General features: G+C 66.4%; 12 protein-coding genes. All 12 read left to right on the top strand.

The window, feature by feature from the left end; genetic code table 11:
- The first annotated feature begins 1 nt into the window (after nucleotide 1).
- The 12 genes from ACTYOL_RS10950 to ACTYOL_RS10895 all read left to right on the top strand — a co-directional run bounded on the left by ACTYOL_RS10950 (nucleotide 2) and on the right by ACTYOL_RS10895 (nucleotide 17,204).
- Nucleotides 2-1,576, top strand: coding sequence for a GumC family protein (locus tag ACTYOL_RS10950; RefSeq protein ID WP_153774919.1), 1,575 nt, complete (start codon nucleotides 2-4; stop codon nucleotides 1,574-1,576).
- The gene (locus ACTYOL_RS10945) at nucleotides 1,573-2,856 is read left to right on the top strand and encodes a glycosyltransferase family 4 protein (protein WP_444757913.1); all 1,284 of its coding nucleotides are present in this window, start codon (nucleotides 1,573-1,575) and stop codon (nucleotides 2,854-2,856) included. The genes ACTYOL_RS10950 and ACTYOL_RS10945 overlap by 4 nt, the downstream gene beginning before the upstream one ends.
- Entirely contained in the window at nucleotides 2,853-4,223 is a 1,371-nt protein-coding gene (locus tag ACTYOL_RS10940; RefSeq protein ID WP_197889534.1) for an O-antigen ligase family protein, read from the top strand. Before ACTYOL_RS10945 ends, ACTYOL_RS10940 begins: the two co-directional genes overlap by 4 nt.
- Nucleotides 4,220-5,185 (top strand): glycosyltransferase, encoded by a 966-nt coding sequence (locus ACTYOL_RS10935; RefSeq protein WP_153774917.1) that lies wholly within the window; start codon nucleotides 4,220-4,222, stop codon nucleotides 5,183-5,185. Before ACTYOL_RS10940 ends, ACTYOL_RS10935 begins: the two co-directional genes overlap by 4 nt.
- Nucleotides 5,178-6,314 (top strand): glycosyltransferase, encoded by a 1,137-nt coding sequence (locus ACTYOL_RS10930; protein WP_153774916.1) that lies wholly within the window; start codon nucleotides 5,178-5,180, stop codon nucleotides 6,312-6,314. Before ACTYOL_RS10935 ends, ACTYOL_RS10930 begins: the two co-directional genes overlap by 8 nt.
- Nucleotides 6,315-6,323: 9 nt before the next feature.
- The gene (locus ACTYOL_RS10925; RefSeq protein WP_112899558.1) at nucleotides 6,324-7,334 is read left to right on the top strand and encodes a polysaccharide deacetylase family protein; all 1,011 of its coding nucleotides are present in this window, start codon (nucleotides 6,324-6,326) and stop codon (nucleotides 7,332-7,334) included.
- Nucleotides 7,331-8,635 (top strand): lipopolysaccharide biosynthesis protein, encoded by a 1,305-nt coding sequence (locus ACTYOL_RS10920; protein WP_414155317.1) that lies wholly within the window; start codon nucleotides 7,331-7,333, stop codon nucleotides 8,633-8,635. Before ACTYOL_RS10925 ends, ACTYOL_RS10920 begins: the two co-directional genes overlap by 4 nt.
- The gene (locus tag ACTYOL_RS10915; RefSeq protein WP_444757912.1) at nucleotides 8,632-10,542 is read left to right on the top strand and encodes a hypothetical protein; all 1,911 of its coding nucleotides are present in this window, start codon (nucleotides 8,632-8,634) and stop codon (nucleotides 10,540-10,542) included. Before ACTYOL_RS10920 ends, ACTYOL_RS10915 begins: the two co-directional genes overlap by 4 nt.
- 34 nt (nucleotides 10,543-10,576) lie before the next feature.
- Nucleotides 10,577-11,266 carry a GNAT family N-acetyltransferase gene (locus ACTYOL_RS10910; RefSeq protein WP_054893951.1) on the top strand — a complete coding sequence of 230 codons (690 nt, stop codon included), beginning with the start codon at nucleotides 10,577-10,579 and terminating at the stop codon, nucleotides 11,264-11,266.
- Nucleotides 11,267-11,269: 3 nt separating this feature from the next.
- Nucleotides 11,270-12,430 carry a GNAT family N-acetyltransferase gene (locus ACTYOL_RS10905; protein WP_444757911.1) on the top strand — a complete coding sequence of 387 codons (1,161 nt, stop codon included), beginning with the start codon at nucleotides 11,270-11,272 and terminating at the stop codon, nucleotides 12,428-12,430.
- Nucleotides 12,402-13,169, top strand: coding sequence for a carbohydrate deacetylase (locus ACTYOL_RS10900; RefSeq protein WP_444757910.1), 768 nt, complete (start codon nucleotides 12,402-12,404; stop codon nucleotides 13,167-13,169). The genes ACTYOL_RS10905 and ACTYOL_RS10900 overlap by 29 nt, the downstream gene beginning before the upstream one ends.
- 150 nt (nucleotides 13,170-13,319) lie before the next feature.
- Entirely contained in the window at nucleotides 13,320-17,204 is a 3,885-nt protein-coding gene (locus ACTYOL_RS10895; RefSeq protein WP_444757909.1) for a dermonecrotic toxin domain-containing protein, read from the top strand.
- Nucleotides 17,205-17,270: the final 66 nt, after the last annotated feature.

Genomic DNA, 17,270 nt, shown 5'->3' with positions numbered 1-17,270 from the left:
CATGACCACGCAACCGAAAGAAAACTATGTGCATGAGTTCTTCCGCATCTTCTTCGCCAACCGCCAATTGGTGAAACGGGTGTTCCTGATCTTCGCGGTGATCGCGGTGATTCTACCGCTGGTGCTCAAGCAGAGCTTCGACATCACCGCCGAAGTCATCGTGCAATCGAAGAAGCTCTCGCAAAGTGATACCAGCTCCTCGCTGGCTCAGCAGGCGGACCAGTTCATCCCGCCGTCGCTGGCCGACATGGAGACCGAGAGCAACATCCTGCGCTCGCCCACGCTGATCCGCCAGACCATCAGCCAACTGCGCCAGGAAGGCCAGTACCAGGCCGAACCCGGTCTACTGCGACGCACCGTGATCGACCCGCTGCGCCATGGCATCGTCGACCCGCTGCATCGCCTGCTGGGCAAGTCGGTCGCCGACGAGCGCGATACCCAGCTCGACGAGCTCACCGATCAGGCGGTCAAGGACCTCAAGATCGAGACCCTGCCCGGCTCCAACGTCATCTCGGTCACCTACAGCGCCGATGACGCCCGGCTCGGCACCCTGTTCGTCGCCCGCCTGCTGGACAACTTCCTGAAGAACCGCCAGGACCTGCAGTCCAACGAGCTGCCCGAGACCTTCTACGAGCAGAAGAAACTGCACTACCAGGCGCGCCTGGGCGACCTCGAGGGCCAACGCCTGGCCCTGCTGACGGCGATCGGCTCGTCCGATCCGAAAGAAGAGATCACCTTCCGCCTCAATGCGATCAACACCGAGGAACAGGCACTCAACCTGCAGCGCGACCGCAAGCTGGAAAACCAGCAGTGGCTCGACTACCTGCAGAGCAGCCTGGCCGCGGCGAGCAAGGCGAAGATGGCCGACTATGCCTTCCCCTACACCTTCACCACCACGGTCGACAACGTCGCCTTCGAAGACCGCGAGATCAAGCAACTGGGCGAGCAGCTGACCACCCAGTTGGCCCGCTACAACGGCGATGCCACGGTGTTCCAGCCCGGGGCCGAGCAGATGGTCATGGCACGCCAGCAGATCGCCCAGCTGCGCGGCCAATTCCTCAAGATCGTCGAGAACCGTATCCGCGAACGCCAGCAGGACCTGGCCGTGACCCAGCAGGTGATCGACCAGAAGACCCAACGCATCGGTGAATACAAGAACCGCATCACCGAGCTGCGCGAGACCCAGAGCAAGACCCGCCAGCTCGACACCGAGATCGATGCCCTGCACAAGGCCTTCTCCACCTACGCCCAGCGCTATGAGGAAAGCCGCGGCCAGGGCCTGCTCGATGGTAGCCAGTCCAACGCGCGTATTCTCAGCGCACCCTATGAACCGGCCACTGCGTCGTTCCCCAAACCTGGCCTGATCATCCCGTTCGGCCTGGTCACCGGCCTGCTGCTGGCCATCGCGCTGGTCTACGTCAAGGAGTTCTTCGACCACCGCTTCAAGCACCCTGCACAAATCAGCCACGAGCTGGGCCTGCCGGTGCTGCTGGTGATCAACGACCAGACCCCGGCGCTGCCCAACCCGCACAAGTCGTGGTCGCTGCCTCGCCTGATGCACTGGGTGCGCAATTGAACGCTGCCGTGCCCGCTACCGGCCAGTTGATCCTGCACCTGCTCAGCAGCGGCGGATTCTACGGCGCCGAGCGCATGCTCCTGGACCACTGCCAGGCAACCCCTGGCAGGCACCGGGTGCTGTTCCTCGACGCGCCGCAGGATCTGGTGATGCGCTTTCGCGAAGCCGGCATCGACTGCCAGAGCTGCCATGGCCTGGGCGCACTGCTCAGGCAAGTGGCGGCCGTGCGTGGCGAGCGGCCGTTGATCAACACCCACAACTTCAAGGGTATGGTCTTCGGCTGGCTGGCCGCGACACTGTGGCGCCTGCCACTGGTGACCACCCAGCACGGCTTCACGCCGCGCAGCACCAAGCAGCGCTTCTACACCTGGCTGAGCCTGCAACTGTGCCGCACACCCACGGTGGCGACTGTGGTGTGCGTGGCCGAGAGCATTGCCCGCATCCACCGCCAGGCGGGTGTTCCAGCCAGCAAGTTGCAGGTAATCCCCAACGGCCTGCCGGAGCCTGTGGCATCTGTGCAATCTGCCCCTGTGGGAGCGGGCTCGTCCCGCGATGGCAGCACCGCATTACAGGGCACCGGCTGCGCCGGTGATCGCGGCACAAGGCCGCTCCCACAGGGTTCGCTGGAGGCCGCGACACCTGTGCATTGCGCTACCCCCGCAGCCCCTGTGGGAGCGGGCTCGTCCCGCGATGGTAGCGCTGCGGTGCAGAGCCACGGATCGCGCCAAGCCCCTTGGCTGGCAGGCTATGTCGGGCGGCTGTCCAGCGAAAAAGGCCCCGACCTGTTCCTCGATACCCTGATCCCGCTGTGCCAGCGCCACCCGCACCTGCACGCGGTGATGCTCGGCGACGGCCCCGAACGCGCCACGCTGCAGGCGCGCATCGATGCCGCTGGGTTGTCCGAACGCATCACGCTGCCGGGTTTCCAGCGCGACATGCAAGCCTGGATGACCCGACTGGATGCCCTGGTGATCAGCTCGCGCACCGAAGGCACGCCAATGATCCTGCTCGAAGCCATGCAGGACGGCGTACCGGTGGTGGCCTTCGGTGTCGGCGGCATTCCCGATGTGATCGAACACGGCCGCAGCGGGCTGCTTGCCGCACCGCTGGCGGTCGATGAACTCGCTGCCCACCTGCAGGCGCTGCTGGACGATCCGCAACAGGCTGAAGAACTGGTGGCCCGCGCCCGCCAGACCCAGCGCGAACGCTACCACCTGCCGACCCTGGCACAACGCTGGGCCCTGGTGTACCAGGGCACGGCCATGGAGGTTGTCGCATGATCATCCCCCTGTCGCTGGTGGGCCTGGTGGCCCTGCTGTCGCTGGGGCTGCTGGCCAGCCCCTACCCTTACCTGGCCCCTGGCGCCGTGGTCGGCCTGGCCGGTGCCTTGGTGCTGTACCGCAAGCCAGCCTGGGGCCTGCTGGCGATCGCCGCGCTGGTGCCGCTCGAAGGGCTGCTCAAGGACAGCATGGTCTCCGGCGCCAAGCTGATCGGCCTGGGCCTGGTGCTGATCCTCACGCTGCAACTGGCCGTGCGTCAGTTGCCGGCCGAGCGCCTGCGCAGCAACCAGTGGCGGTTGCTGATCCCATTCATGGCCCTGTACCTGCTGAGCCTGTGGACCAGCGACAGCGTCGAGCTGTCGGTGCTGCACCTGCGTGAACTGCTGGTGGGGCTGGTGGTGTTCGTCATCACCCTGCTGGTGGGGCGCGACCTCAATCTGCGGATGCTGGCGCGGCTGATCACCGTCAGTGTCTGCGTGACCTGCCTGTTCGCCATCTTCTCCACCAAGTACCAGGAACAGGGCCGCGCCTCGGCCATGCTCGACCCCAACGCCTTCGCCCTGCTGATCACCATCGCCATGCCGCTGGGGTTGTGGCTGGCGATCAAGACCCGACAGATTCCGCTCAAGCTGTTCTGGGCCGGCTGCTGTCTGTTGCTGTTGGTGGGCATGACCAAGACCGAGTCGCGCTCAGGCCTGGTGGTGTTGCTGATCAGCCTGGGCATCGTGCTGTACAACTACCGCGAGCAACTGACACGGATCCGCCCGCGTCACCTGGGCTTCGCCATGCTCGGCCTGGCCATTGTCCTGCCGCTGGGCGCGGCCCTGATGCCGGCCGGCTACGCCGATCGCATCCAGTCGCTGATGCTGCTCAAGTCCGGGGTCAATGCGCACCAGGACGAATCCCTGGGCCGACGCGCCTCGTACCTGGTGGTGGGCAAGGAGATGATCAGCCACAGCCCGATGCTCGGCACCGGCCCCGGCACTTTCCCGCTGCACTACGCCGACACCGGTTTCTCCAAGGCCTTCGCCCCGGTCAACAGCAAGACCACCGACCTCTATCGTCGCGCCCACAACACCTACCTCGAGCTGTTCAGCGAAACCGGCCTGCCGGCGGGGCTGGCCTTCGTCGGCATGATCGCCCTGGCCCTGCGCAACTTCTGGCAGGCCCGTGCGGCGTGGCGTGCCACCGGCGAGCACGATAACGCCGACCTGATGACCCACCTGACCATGAGCATGCTGGCCATCGGGCTGTTCCTGATGTTCCTCAGTGCCCCCAGCCACAAGTACCTGTGGCTGATGCTGGCGCTGTCCAGCGTGCTGCTGCGCCAGGCCACCGCGTCGCGAGACGTGGAGGCGCAGCGATGAATCAGGTAAGCATCGTCATCCCGATGTTCAACGAAGCCCGGCATATCGGCCGCACCCTCGATGCCGCGCGCAAGGCCGCCCACTGCGCGGGGCTCGGCTGTGAGCTGATCGTGGTCGACAACGGCTCCAGCGACAACGGCCCTGCCATTGCCCGCCAGCACGGTGCCCAGGTGCTGAGCCTGCCTGGCGTGGCCATCGGCGCCCTGCGCAACCAGGGCGCGCAGGTCAGCCACGGTGAGTGGCTGGCATTTCTGGATGCCGACATCGAAGTACCGGACAACTGGCTCGACCTGCTGCTGGGCCTGCAGCGCCGCGGTGAAGGCGACGTCTTCGCCCTCGATTGCGATACCCCGCGCCAGGCGCCGTGGTTCGCCCACGCCTGGCAACGCCGCACCCTGCGCGCCGGGCAGACGGTACAGGACTGCACCTGGCTGCCTACGCCCAACCTGCTGATGCGCCGCACCTGGTTCGACCAGGTCGGCGGCTTCGACGAGCGCCTGCGCACCGGCGAAGACAAGGACTTCACCCTGCGCCTGCACGAAGCCGGCGCGCGCCTGCGCGTGCTGCGCCAGCCGGTGGTGCTGCACTGGGGCTTCGAGGGCAGCTGGGGCGAATGGCTGGGCAAGGAGATGTGGCGTCAGGGTAGCCACTTGCAACTGCTGCGCAGCCATGGCGTGAGCCTGCGCCTGCTGCGTTTCCCGCTGCTGTCGGTGGGCGCCTGGGTCCTCGACGCCATGGCGCTGTCGGCCCTGCTCGACGGTTTCCCCCATGTGGCCCTGGTGCTGCTGCTGATCAGCGCCCTGCCTGCCCTGGCGCTGAGTCTGCGCCAGAGCCTCAGGCACCACGACACGTTGCTGACCCTGCAGCTCTGGGGCCTGCACTGGCTGCGCCTGCACCTGGCCGGCGCTGCGTTCATCCTCAGCCTGTTCAACCGCACCGCAAGGAGGCCCGCCCGTGGCTGAGATCATCTTCTGGTTGTGCCTGCTGTTGCCGCTGTACGCCTGGGTCGGCTATCCCGTGCTGCTGACCCTGGCGGCGCCGTTCTTTCCTGTGCGCACACCCGGCCCGCTAGCGCCGCAGCGGGTCAGCGTGGTGATCGCCGCGCACAACGAGGAGCGGCATATCGAAGCCAAGCTCGCCAGCGTGCTCGCCCAGGACTACCAGGCCGCCGAACTGCAGGTGGTGGTGGCCAGCGACGGCTCCAGCGACCGCACCGTGGCGCTGGCCCGCGCCGTGAACGATCCACGGGTACAGGTGCTGGACCTGCCGCGCCTGGGCAAGACCGGCGCGCTGAACACTGCGGTGAGCGTCTGCCGCGGCGATATCCTGGTGTTCACCGACGCTGACAACCAGTGGGCCGGCAACACCCTCGGCCTGCTGCTGGCGCCCTTCGCCGACGCAGATGTCGGCGGGACTGCCGGGCACATGATCATCCCCGACCCAGGCAAGGGCCTGAGCCTGGGCGACAGCCTGTATCGCCATTACGAAGCCTGGGTGCGCAAGGTCGAGAACCGCACCGGCTGCATGGTCTCGGCAGACGGCGCCCTGCTCGCCCTGCGCCGCCCGCTGTACCAGGCGATTCCCAAACAGGTCAACGATGACTTCTATATCAGCACCTGCGCCCCGGCCGCCGGCCAGCGCATCGTCTACGTGCCCGAGGCGATCGTCCTCGACCAGGGCGTGGACGAGGCCGACAAGCAGTTCCGCCGTCGCCAACGCGTCACCGTCGGCGGCCTGCAGAGCCTGGCCGCGCGCAGCGAACTGCTCAACCCGATGCGTCACGGCCTGTACGCCATCGCCCTGATCAGCCACAAGCTGATCCGCCGCCTGGCGCCGGTGCTGTTGCTGCCGCTGCTGTTGGCCAACCTGTGGCTGGTGGGTGAATCGCACTTCTACCACCTGACCCTGGCCGCGCAACTGCTCGGCTATGCCGCTGCGATCGCCGGCCTGCTCGATGCTGGCCACCGCCTGCCCAGGCCATTCCGCCTGGCCGCCTTCGTGCTGGTGACGCTGGCGGGCATGAGTGTCGGCCTGTGGCAATTCCTGCGCGGGCACAGCTACAGCCAATGGAATCCCGACCAGAATCGATGAGCGATGGACATGCCGATCAAGACGACGATCAAACAGGCCAGTGGCTGGCTGTATTTCAAGTCGCCCAAGGGCCGCGCCGAATTGCGCGGCGCCGGGGTGATCCTCATGCTGCATCGGGTACTGGCCGATGATGCCAGCGCCGCCTTGCCGCACCGCAACGAGCTGTGCGTCGGGCCACGCGCCTTCGAAGGGCTGCTGCGCTGGCTGCCTCGGCACTTCGACTGCGTCAGCCTCATGGACCTGCTCAAGGACCATGAGACCCCCCGCAGCAACCAGCGCCCCAAGGTTGCCCTGACCTTCGACGACGGCTGGCGCGACAATGCCAGCAACGCCTTCCCGCTGCTGCGCAAGCACCAGGTGCCGGCGAGCATCTTCCTGTCCACCGACTACATCGGCAGCCGCCAGCGCTTCTGGTGGGAAAGCGTCGGCGAGACCCTGTGGGGCAGCCACGGCGAACCTGCGCGGCACAACCTCATCGAGTACCTGCGCAAGCTCGGCCGACCGCTGCCGGCGGCCTACTTCATGAACGACCGCTCGCAAGCGCGCAGCCAGGTGCTGGCGCACTACCTGCAAAGCCTCAAGAGCCTCAGCCCGCAGGCCCTGCAGCAACTGACCGACGCCTGCCCGGCCGAATCGCTGCCCCAGGCCATGGACTGGCAGCAAGTGCGCGAGCTCGAGGATTCGGGCCTGGTGCGCTTCGGCCCGCACGGCGCCAGCCACGCCTTGTTGCCCTATCTCGACGACCGGCGCCTGGACGAGGAACTGCAACGCAGTCACGCCGCCCTGGAGCACGGTTGCCAACAACCCCTGCCGGTGTACTGCTACCCCAATGGCGATCATGACGATCGCGTGCGCGCCCGCGTGGCGGCGCACCGCTACCCCTTCGCCCTGAGCACGCGCGCCGGCATCTGCCAGGGGCATGACGATCCGCTGGCCCTGCCACGCATCGGCGTCAGCCAGCGCAATGCCAGCCGCCCATCGCTGCTGGCCTGGCGCATCAGCCGCGGGGGCCGCTCATGAGCCGCAACCATTACCTGCGCCATCTGGCGCTGAGCATGGGCACCAAGCTGGCGATGATCGGCCTGCGCCTGCTGCGCAACGTGCTGCTGGCGCGCATCCTCGGCCCCAGCGAGCGGGGCTTGTTCGCCCTGCTCAGCACCCTGCCCGACCTGATCAGCGCCGCCACCAGCGGCGGGCTGAACAGCGCCGTTGGCTACCAGGCGGCCAAGCAGCGCGACATGGGCCTGCTGCTGACCCAGGTGCTGGTCTACGGTTGCCTGTTGGCGGGGCTGTTGACGCTGGTCTGCGTGCTGCTGGTGCGCGAGTTCGGTGCCGACCTGGACATCACCCTGCAGTTGGGCCTGCTGGCCTGGCTGTTGCTGCTGGCGGTGCCGATGACCGTGCTCAAGAGCGGCCTGCTGACACTGCACAACGCCAGCGGTGGCGTCGGCGCGTTCAACGTGCTGCGCCTGACCGAATCGGCCGCACCGCTGCTGCTGTTTCTTGCGTTGTTCTGGATGTGGCGTGAAGAGGCGCTGGAGGCGGCGCTGATCAGCTGGCTGGTGGGCATCGCCCTGGTGCTGGTGCTGGGCCTGTGGTGGCTGCGCCGCCAGCATCCGCTGGCCCTGCGCTGGGACCGCGGCGGCCAGCGCGAACTGCTCAGCTACAGCGCCAAGAGCCACCCCGACCTGTTGTTCCAGCAAGTCATCCTGCGCTCGGACTACCTGTTCATCGGCGCCATGCTCGGCAGTACTGCACTGGGCCACTACGCCATGGCCAGTGCCGCCGCCGAACTGCTGCTGATCGTCCCGGAAGCGGTGACCACACCGCTGATGAAGCGCCTGCTGCAGCAGGACGCCGGCATGGAAAAACTCACCCCCCTGGCACTGCGCCTGACCGCCACGGTGATGCTCGGTGCCTGCCTGTGCATGGCGGTGATCGGCGACTGGCTGATCGTCACCCTGTTCGGCATGGCCTACCAACCGGCCTACCCGGCCCTGCTGGCCTTGCTCCCAGGGCTGCTGGGGCTGTGCTACGCCAGCATCCTGCGCCTGGACCTGCTGGGCAAGAACCGCCCCGGCACGGTATCGCTGATGATGGGTGCAGGCGCCGCGCTGAACCTGGTGCTCAATGTGCTGCTGATTCCGACCTGGGGCATCGTCGGCGCCGCCGCGGCGTCATCGATCGCCTACCTGGCGGTGACCGTGGCCATGCTGGTGCTGTACTGCCGCCTGAGTGGCGTGCCGGTACTGCACACCCTGATCATCCTGCCCAGCGACTTCGCGCCGCTGCGCCAGATGTTGCAGCGCAGGCCAGCATGAAACGCTGGCTGCTGCTCTGTGCCCTGTGGGTGCCGCTGGCACCTGCGGCCCCCCTGCAATGGGGCGATATCCGCGATGGCAGCCTGTACCTGCAACCAGGACGCAACGATGAACTGCGCCTGCGCTGGCACCCGGCCTGGCAGGCCGACGCCAATGCCGAGCGCATCTTCCTGCTCGACGGCCGTGGCCAGCTGCGCGGCGAGCGGGCGATCAAGGCCGAGGAATTGCGCGGCGAGCAGCGCTGGCCGCTGAGCGCCGACGCCGGCCCCTATCGCCTGGAAGTCCCTGGGTACAGCTTCCGTGGCTACCAGATCGAGCACAGCGACACCACGCGCGCCCTGTTCGCCCCCGCCAAGGTGCACTTCAGCGCCGAAGTCGGACCACGGGTCGAGCTGTATTTCCGGGTCAAGGCCGGTGAGCAGGCGACGCTGGCCGGCAAGTTCCACGGCGGCGTGCGCGGGCTTTCGGCACAACGCCTGAGCGACGGCCAGCAGGTCGAGGTGGCGCTCAAGCCCTACCCGGCCTACTGGCGCTTCGACCAGCAGACGCTGCCAGTCAGCCCCCGCGACGAAACCTGGCGGCTACGCTTGCAGGGGCGCGGCAAGGCGGCATTCTGGCTCGACGGCAGCGCCAACCTGTTCGCCCAGCGCGCCGATCATCTGGGCGACGTCGCCAACCTTGCCGGGCAGGTGCGGCTCAAGCTCCAGGCCAAGGTGCTCGGCCCTACGCCGCTGCTGGGGGTCAACCTGCCCTACGTACTGCCGCCACCGTCGAGTTTCGCCGCCCTCGACGCCCTGCGCCCGCAGTCGGCCGGCTACTACAGCTTCATGGACGTGCTCGCCCGCCAACCCGGCTATGAAGACGCCTGGCGACGCCTGTACCAGCAGCGCTTCGGCATCACCCAGGACATCACCCTGCTCGCCGGCACCGGTAGGCGCGCCGACCTGGCCGCCGATCGCACCAGCCACGACGGCCTCGATGCCTGGCTGGCCGGCACCGCGCGCCTGGGCGGCAAGGGCCTGCACTACCTGGCCTTCGCCGACGAGCCGAACCTCAATTACCGCGACTATGAAAGCTACCGCGACTTCTTCACCGGCATGGCCCAGCGCGTACGCGCCTGGCCGGGCGCTCGGGAGGCAGGCGTGCGCATCGCCATGCCCGCCTCGTCACGCCTGCTCGGCGGCCCCTTCACCCAGGGCAGCAAGGACCTGCGCGGCATCGACTGGGCCCGGCGCCTGCTCCGGGAGCACGGCGCGCAGATCGATGCTCTGGCCTGGCACGAATGGATGGTCCGCGACCTGCTCGCCACCCGCAGCTACCGCGACAGCGTGCGCCAGGCCGCGGCCTTGGTCGGCCTCGACAACCAGGGCCGCCCGCGCAAGGCGCTGCTGCTCGACCAGACCAACCTGTCCAGCGGCTCCAGCCTCAGCCCCTATGACCAGAACACCCACTACGCTGGCCTGTGGTGGGCGTCGGTGGTGATCAACGCCTCCGCCGACGGCCTGTTGGACATGCTCAACTGGTTCCATGTCGCCGACGAGCCCGAATGGCCGAAGGGCATGATCCGCGTGCTGGGCGATGAGCGTTTCGAGCTCAAGCCGGTGGGCCTTGCCCAGCAGTTCATCCAGCGCCACTGGCTGCGCCAGGTGCTGGCCCTGGACAACGACGCCTTCGAGGTCGACGTCCTGGCAATGGCCGACGGCCGTCAGCGCAGCCTGCTGGGGGTCAACAAGGCCGAGCGCGTGCAGCAGGTCGAGCTGGCACTCGGCGACTGCCCGGCCGCCCGGCTCGAGCTGTTCGGCCCCGATAATCACCCGCGCCCTGCCCGCGTCAGCTGCCAGCAGGGACAGATCCGTTTTCAACTGCCAGGGCAGACCTTGTTTGCCCTGACCTGGAGTGCGTCATGAAACGCACCTCGATCTGCCATGAACAGGAGGCACCATGCGTGCATTGAGCAAGATCCAGGATCGCATCAAGCGCAAGGGACTGCGCAACACCTTGAGCAGCGCCTGGCGACACTACGTCTTCTATCATTGGGAGCTGGTGTGGATGGAACGCGACCTGGAAACCCCGGTGCCCCCGCACCGTCTCAAACCCTATGCGCGACTGCGCCTCGAAAACATCACCGTGAACAACGTCAAGGCCTTCACCCGGCATTTCGGCGACCGCGTCGAGACCATGCGCGAGCTGGCCGCCGAGGGCTACACAGGCTTGATGTTCGTAGATGACGAAGGCGACACCGTGGCCTTCATCTGGGGCAGCGCGCGCAACTACCATGACCGCCACTACTACGGGTGCTGGTTCCCGGTCGGTCCGGGCGAATTCTTCGAGTTCGGCGGCGAGTTGATCCGCAAGTACTGGGGCAGCGAGCTATCGGTGGACTTGCAAGTGGCGTTGTGGAAGGCCATGGCCGCGCAGGGTTGCACCAAGGTGGTGGACGTCTGCGAACAACACAACATCCCGGCGCTCAAGCTGCACCTGCGCATGGGCTACCAGGAGCAAGGGCGCATCATGAATGTCTACTGCCTGTTCGGGCGCTGGAAGTTCTTCCGTGAGAGCCGCTACAGCGAGTCGCGCCTGGAAACCTTGCGTAAACCGGCGTCCGAAAGCGCCACGGCCACGGCGTCCTGACCCATGGCCCTGCAACTGAGCTGGTGCGCCTCGCTGCGCACCCCCAGCTTCCCCGCCGCCGGCTATGAGGCGCTGCGCCAGCGCGTGGCCGGCAGCACCCCGTTCAATCACCTGGGCTGGCTGTGCGCCGCCGAGGCCGCACTGCAACCAGGCCAGCAACTGCAGATCCTGCTCGGCCACCTCGATGGCCGCCTGTGCCTGTGCCTGCCGCTGGTGCGCGAGCGCCAGGCGGTCGGGCCACTGAATGTCCCGGTGGTGCGTCACCTGGGCCATCCGCTGAGCGACCGCATCGCGTTGTTGCTCGACCTGCCCGCGCACCACGCCACACAAGTGCTCCAAGCCATCCGCAAGCACCTGCCCCATGCGCTGCTGCAATTGAGTGAAGTGGTGCAAGGTGGCGATGAGGACTGGCTGCGCCAATGGGCTGCGGCCTGTTCGACCTTCGAGCGCCGCCTGACCTGCCGTGTACCGGTGCACCGCATCAGTGAAGCCGACCGCCAGGAGGTCAGTGGCGACCCACGCTACAAGCTGCGCCGTGCACGCAAGCGCATTGCAGCCTGCGGCGCGCAGGTGCGCCGGGTGGTCGCCGACCGCCACAACATCACCGCCCTGCTCGATGCGATCAGCGCCGTGGAGGCGGCGAGCTGGAAAGGCGACGACGATGTCGGCATCTTCTCGGGCAGCCAGCGCCGCGAGTGGATGTACCAGGCCTTCACTGAACTGGCTGGCGAAGGGTTGGTGTGCCTGGTGTTGCTGGAGCTGGACGGGCGCTGCATCAGCTACCGCCTGGGCCTGCTTGAACACGGCCGCATCTACGACTACAACCTGGCGTTCGTGCCCGAACAGCGCGAGCTGGGCAGTGGCCGAGTGCTGCTCGAAGAGTGGATCCACTGGGGCCTCGACGAGGGCTGGAGCTGGGTCGACGCCTCGCGGGTAAGCCTTGAAAACTCCAGCCACCAATTGCATGAACGCCAGACCGGCCAGGTCGAGCAATGGCGCCTGAGCGGCTACAGCTGGCGCCCCGACGGCATCGCCCTGGGCCTGGCCCTGCGTTGCTGGCGCTGGCTCAAGCCGCGCCTGCGCAAGGCCGACGGCCCAGCCAACGTCACCCCGAACCCCACACAGGAGCGAACGGATGCCATCCCAGGTCATAGTCAACGCTGACGATTTCGGCCTCAGTGCCCCCATCAACGCGGTGATCCTGCACGCGTTCCAGGCCGGGCTGATCAGCTCGGCAACACTGATGGCCAACATGCCGGCGTTCCAGGCCGCGTGCGTACTGGCCCAGCAGCCGGCGTTGAAGGGCCGCATCGGCCTGCATTTCAACCTGACCTACGGCCGCCCCCTGAGCCAGGCGATCCTCGCCGAACCGCGCTTCTGCGCCGCCCAGGGCGAGTTCGACCTCGGGCTGCGCCAGCGCACCCTGCGCCTCTCACGCAGTGAGCGCGAGGCGGTGCGCGAGGAGCTCGAGACCCAATGGCAACGTTGTGTGGCCCATGGCGTCATACCCAGCCACCTGGACTCGCACCAGCACGTGCACAACATCTGGCCGGTCGGTGAGGTGGTCGCACGGTTTGCCCGCGAACACGCCATACCGGTGCGTCTGGCGCGCAATGTCGGGGCCAATATCGGGCCACTGAAGCGGGTCTTCAAGACCCTGCTCAACCGCCGCCTGAAACAGCTCTGCGGCGTGACCGCCGACTATGTCTGCACCCCGCTGGATCTCAAGGCCGGACTGGCGCCGGCGCAGGGCGTACTGGAGGTGGTGGCCCATCCCAGCGCCCTGGGCGGCCACGACTTCGGTGATGCCTACCTGGCAACCGGGGAATCCCTCAAGAGCCTGGTCGACCGCCAGTTGCAGGGGGTTGAACGGGTGGGTTATACCGAGTTGAACATGTCCTGACGCCTGCGCACTGGCATGCCCGGTGCGCGTGTGCGTGGTGTGCTTTCGCGGGCAGTCCAAAGAAAACAGCACCACAGTCTGCATCTATCTACCACCCGAATCAGCCATCGATGGCGCCTGCTGTTGCGTTCCATAACAGGAGCGACAGCCATGCCTTCAACTCTCCCCTCCACCCACCAGCACCTCATCACCCAGCGCTTGCCTTCATGGGCGTCAAGACTCAGTGAAGAACAATGGCAAACCTTGCGCGCCAGCGCCCTGCCTCTGCAGGGCCTGCCAGGGCAGCACGCCGACGGTTTCGAAAACGCCTTGCCGGAACTGCGCGAGGCCGTGCTGGCCAGCCAGGCGCAGTTGGCCACGGCGCAGCAGCGCCTGGCCCGGACGCTCAAGGGCCTCCAGCAGATCGACGAATTCGCCGAGCCACTGCTCGCCGCGCAATTGAAAGCCGAGCACGGGTTCCAGGCCCCGCTGCGCACAGCGGAGCTGATCCATGTGCATGACCGTTACACCCATGAGGTCTACGTGAGCACCTACGAGCGTCGCACCTTGCTTGAGGCTGCCCTGCACAACTTCGCCGATGGCATCAGTTTCAACATCAAGAGCGCACTGGCCCTGAAGGGTGATACCGAGATCACCGACATCACGGTGACCGGCACCACCACCCTCGGTGACAGCGAAACCCGAGTGCCCTACCCCCTGGCCTCCAAAGCCTTCAGCATCAAAGCATTGCCGCTTTCACCCGAAGCCTTCGCCAGCACCTGCCGCAATCTCGACCTGGGCCAGCGCTACCAGGAACACCTGCAAGCCAGGTTCAGCCCGCCCGATGTCCGCCCCGCCGCGATCAGGCTCTACCAAAGCAACCTGCAACTGGCGGCAGACCTGGCGCGACTGCAGCATCGGATCAGCGGCAACGCACGAGATTGCATCCAGCAACTGCTCGATGACGGATCGGCCCTGCCTTGCCAACAGTTGCAACTGTTCGGCGTGACGCTGCACGAGGCGCTGCTGATCGATGCCGGTGAGGTCGGTCGACTGCTGTATCTCCCAGGTCAGGAAGCCGCCGTCCGTGTCTTCAGCAGTGACCTGGCGCTGGCCGCGCAATTGCAGACCGACCTTTGCGACCCCGCCTTTCGCAAACGCTGCCTGGCGCTGATCGCCAGCGAAGAACGCCTGCAGTTCCTCGATCGTGCCCGGCAGAACCTCAGCAGCGATGCGCACGCGGGCTATGATCAGGCCTGGGCACTGCCTGATGGCGCCGATCTGCACCTGGAGCGGCACGATATCGAAGGGCCGCTGTTCGACTTCCTGTACACCGACCATCTCGCCTGGCTCAAGGCCGAGGCAATGCTGTTCGCCGTGCCCACGGCCCAAGCCGACGAGCAGGCGCGCAAGAAGCGCCTGCAGATGTGGGAGAGCCTGGGCTTGAATGCCCTGATGACCATCGGCATGTTCATCCCCGCAGTGGGTGTACTGATGGTCGCGGTAACGGCCTGCCAACTACTGCATGAAGTCTACGAAGGCTACGAGGCCTGGGAGGTCGGTGATCGCGACGAGGCGTTCCAGCACCTGAAAGTGGTAGGCCTCAATCTGGCAGTGATCGCCGGGCTGTATGTCGGCGGGCAGGTGGTACGCACGCTTACCCGCACACCGTTGCTCGAGAGCCTCGATCCGATCACCCGCGCCGATGGCACCCAACGCCTCTGGCGCGGCGACCTGACGCCCTACCGTATCCAGGCCTCCGAGACCACGCCGGAGTCCTTGCACATGGACGGCCACCGATATCTGCGGCGCTTCGACGCACAGCTGCAGCGCTGGCGGCTCGTTCATCCTGATGATCCTGACGCCTACCAGCCGCTGCTGGAGCACAATGACGAAGGCGCCTGGCGCGCCGAGCACGAACAACCACGCGACTGGTCACTGGCGACACTGGTGAGGCGCCTGGACAGCCGCCTTGAAACCTTCACCCCGGCGCAACTGGAGCAGGCAGCACGCATCAGCGGCATGGACGAAGCACAACTGCGCCAGGTACACCTGACCCACGCCAAGACCCCATCGCTGCTGGCCGACACCTTGGCACGCCTGCGCGTGCAACGTCAGGTCGCGCAAAACTATCCGACAGCGAGCGCCGCCGAGCGTGACAGGCTGTTCGCCGAAGGCTACGAGGCCAGTGTGCCGGCCCATGTCGACGAAGCGCGGATGCTGCAGGACTACCCCAGACTCGGTGCGCCATTGTGCAGGCGCCTGCTCGACTCGATGACCACGACCGAACAAGTGGCCTGGAGCACAGGGCAAGCCCTCCCCGCACGCCTGGCCAGACTTGCGCAGGGCCTTGAGGCGCAGCTGCCGGTTGTCCGCGGCCTCGAAGGCCTGTACCTGCCCGAGCTGGCCAGCGCGCACAGCGAACGCCTTGCTCTCAAAGCCATGACCGCGCTGAAAGGCTGGCCACAGGATGTGCGCATCGAGCTGCGCGCAGACAGCCCCCATGGGCCTACCCTTGCCGTAGCTGGCAGCCGCTACGCTACGCGCTTGCGGGTCATCATCAAGTCTGCTCAAGGGTACGAGCCCTATCTGGGCGAGCGCCCCGCCCCCACACCCGCCACTGCCGATCTGTGCCAGGCTGCGGTGAAAATACTGTCAGCCAATGAGCGTGCGGTGATGGCGCTTGAGGCCAGCACCGGCGACAGCCTGCGAGCGCGCCTGACAGCCCTGATCGACGCCGACCGCCAGGCCTGGGCCCGGCAACTGCGCCCATTCGGCGACTTCGCCTGGTTACGGCAACAGGGGCTTCGTGGAGGAACGCCGGTGGATCCGAACCCTGCACCCGGGATCGAGCCTGAGCCGGCAGTCGTCCCTGCGCCACCTCCCGAACCGATCGACCGGGCGCTTTACCGCCAGGTGCAGCAGATCTACCCCGCCATGAACGACGAAGGCGTCGAAGCCTTCTTTGCCGCGAGTCGCGAGCAAGGAGTGAGCCCGGATCAGGCCGTGGCGTCCCTGAACGCGCGGTATCAAGTAGTGACGGCCAACTTCGCTGCCTGGGCCGAGGGCTCACCTGCCCGAACCCAGGCCATGACGCGACTGCTGAACAGCTGGCGCGGCATGAGTCGACAAGCGCTGGGCGAACAGTGGCTGTTTTCACTGGAGCTGGCCGACCTCGATCTCACCGACGCCGACCTCGCCAGCCTGGAACTACCCCACCACTTCCCGCATGTCCAGCTTCTTGACCTGGCCCGCAATCCGCAAATCAGCACCCTTCCCGCTTCGTTGCTCGAACGCCTGCCCAATCTGCATGCGCTGAGCCTGGAAGCGTGCTCGCTGCAACACTTTCCGCAACTGCGCAACCCGCAAACGCTACGCCTGCTCGACCTGGAGGGAAACAACCTGATCTGGAACGAACAGGCACAGCAAAGGTTGAACGGGATGGTCAACCTCTTGACCCTCGACCTCACCAACAATCCGCTGCAGGCAAGCCCCAACCTGCAGGCTCTGCCCAACCTGGAATCGCTGCTGCTCGGCAATTGCGAACTGACCGAAATGCCCGCTGGCCTGGCGAACATGCGCAACCCGTACATCGTCAATCTGGGCGAAAACCGCTTCACCGAACTGCCGCAGCCACAACCTCTGCCGCGTCCGCTCGCGCAAGTGATGCGGCTGGAAAGCCAATACATGGACGACGGCATGATTGCGCAGCTCAATGCCTACTACGTGCGTTTCGGCGTAGACCTGATGGTCGCCGAGCATGAATACGAAGCCTTGCTGTCCACGGCCAGCGACGAAGACTTCAGCGTCTGGAATCGCCTGCCCCTCCAGTACCGCAGGGACCTGAGGACGCTGATCGAGGATGATCAGTTCAATGCGGCCCCCGAGGCAAACCTCACGGAAATCTGGCGACGCCTTCACCTGATGGATCAAGACGCGGTATTGGGCGAGCAAGCGATTGCCGCAGGGGCCGAGCATTTGCTGGAACTGCCTTTCCCACCGGCGCCCGAAGCCGAGCTCGCCGAGTCGCCTGAGCCGCCGTCACCGGAAGAGTAAACACCGTGGCCACCCGTCGGCGCCTGTCGGGCGCCAACGGCTTGGCGATGGCGAATCGTCGCACTT

The sequence above is a fragment of the Pseudomonas sp. A014 genome, assembly GCF_052378495.1.
GTDB classification, from domain to species: Bacteria; Pseudomonadota; Gammaproteobacteria; order Pseudomonadales; family Pseudomonadaceae; genus Aquipseudomonas; species Aquipseudomonas machongensis.
Note: the sequence above shows the minus strand (reverse complement) of the source record. Positions and strands in the feature narration are given on the sequence as shown.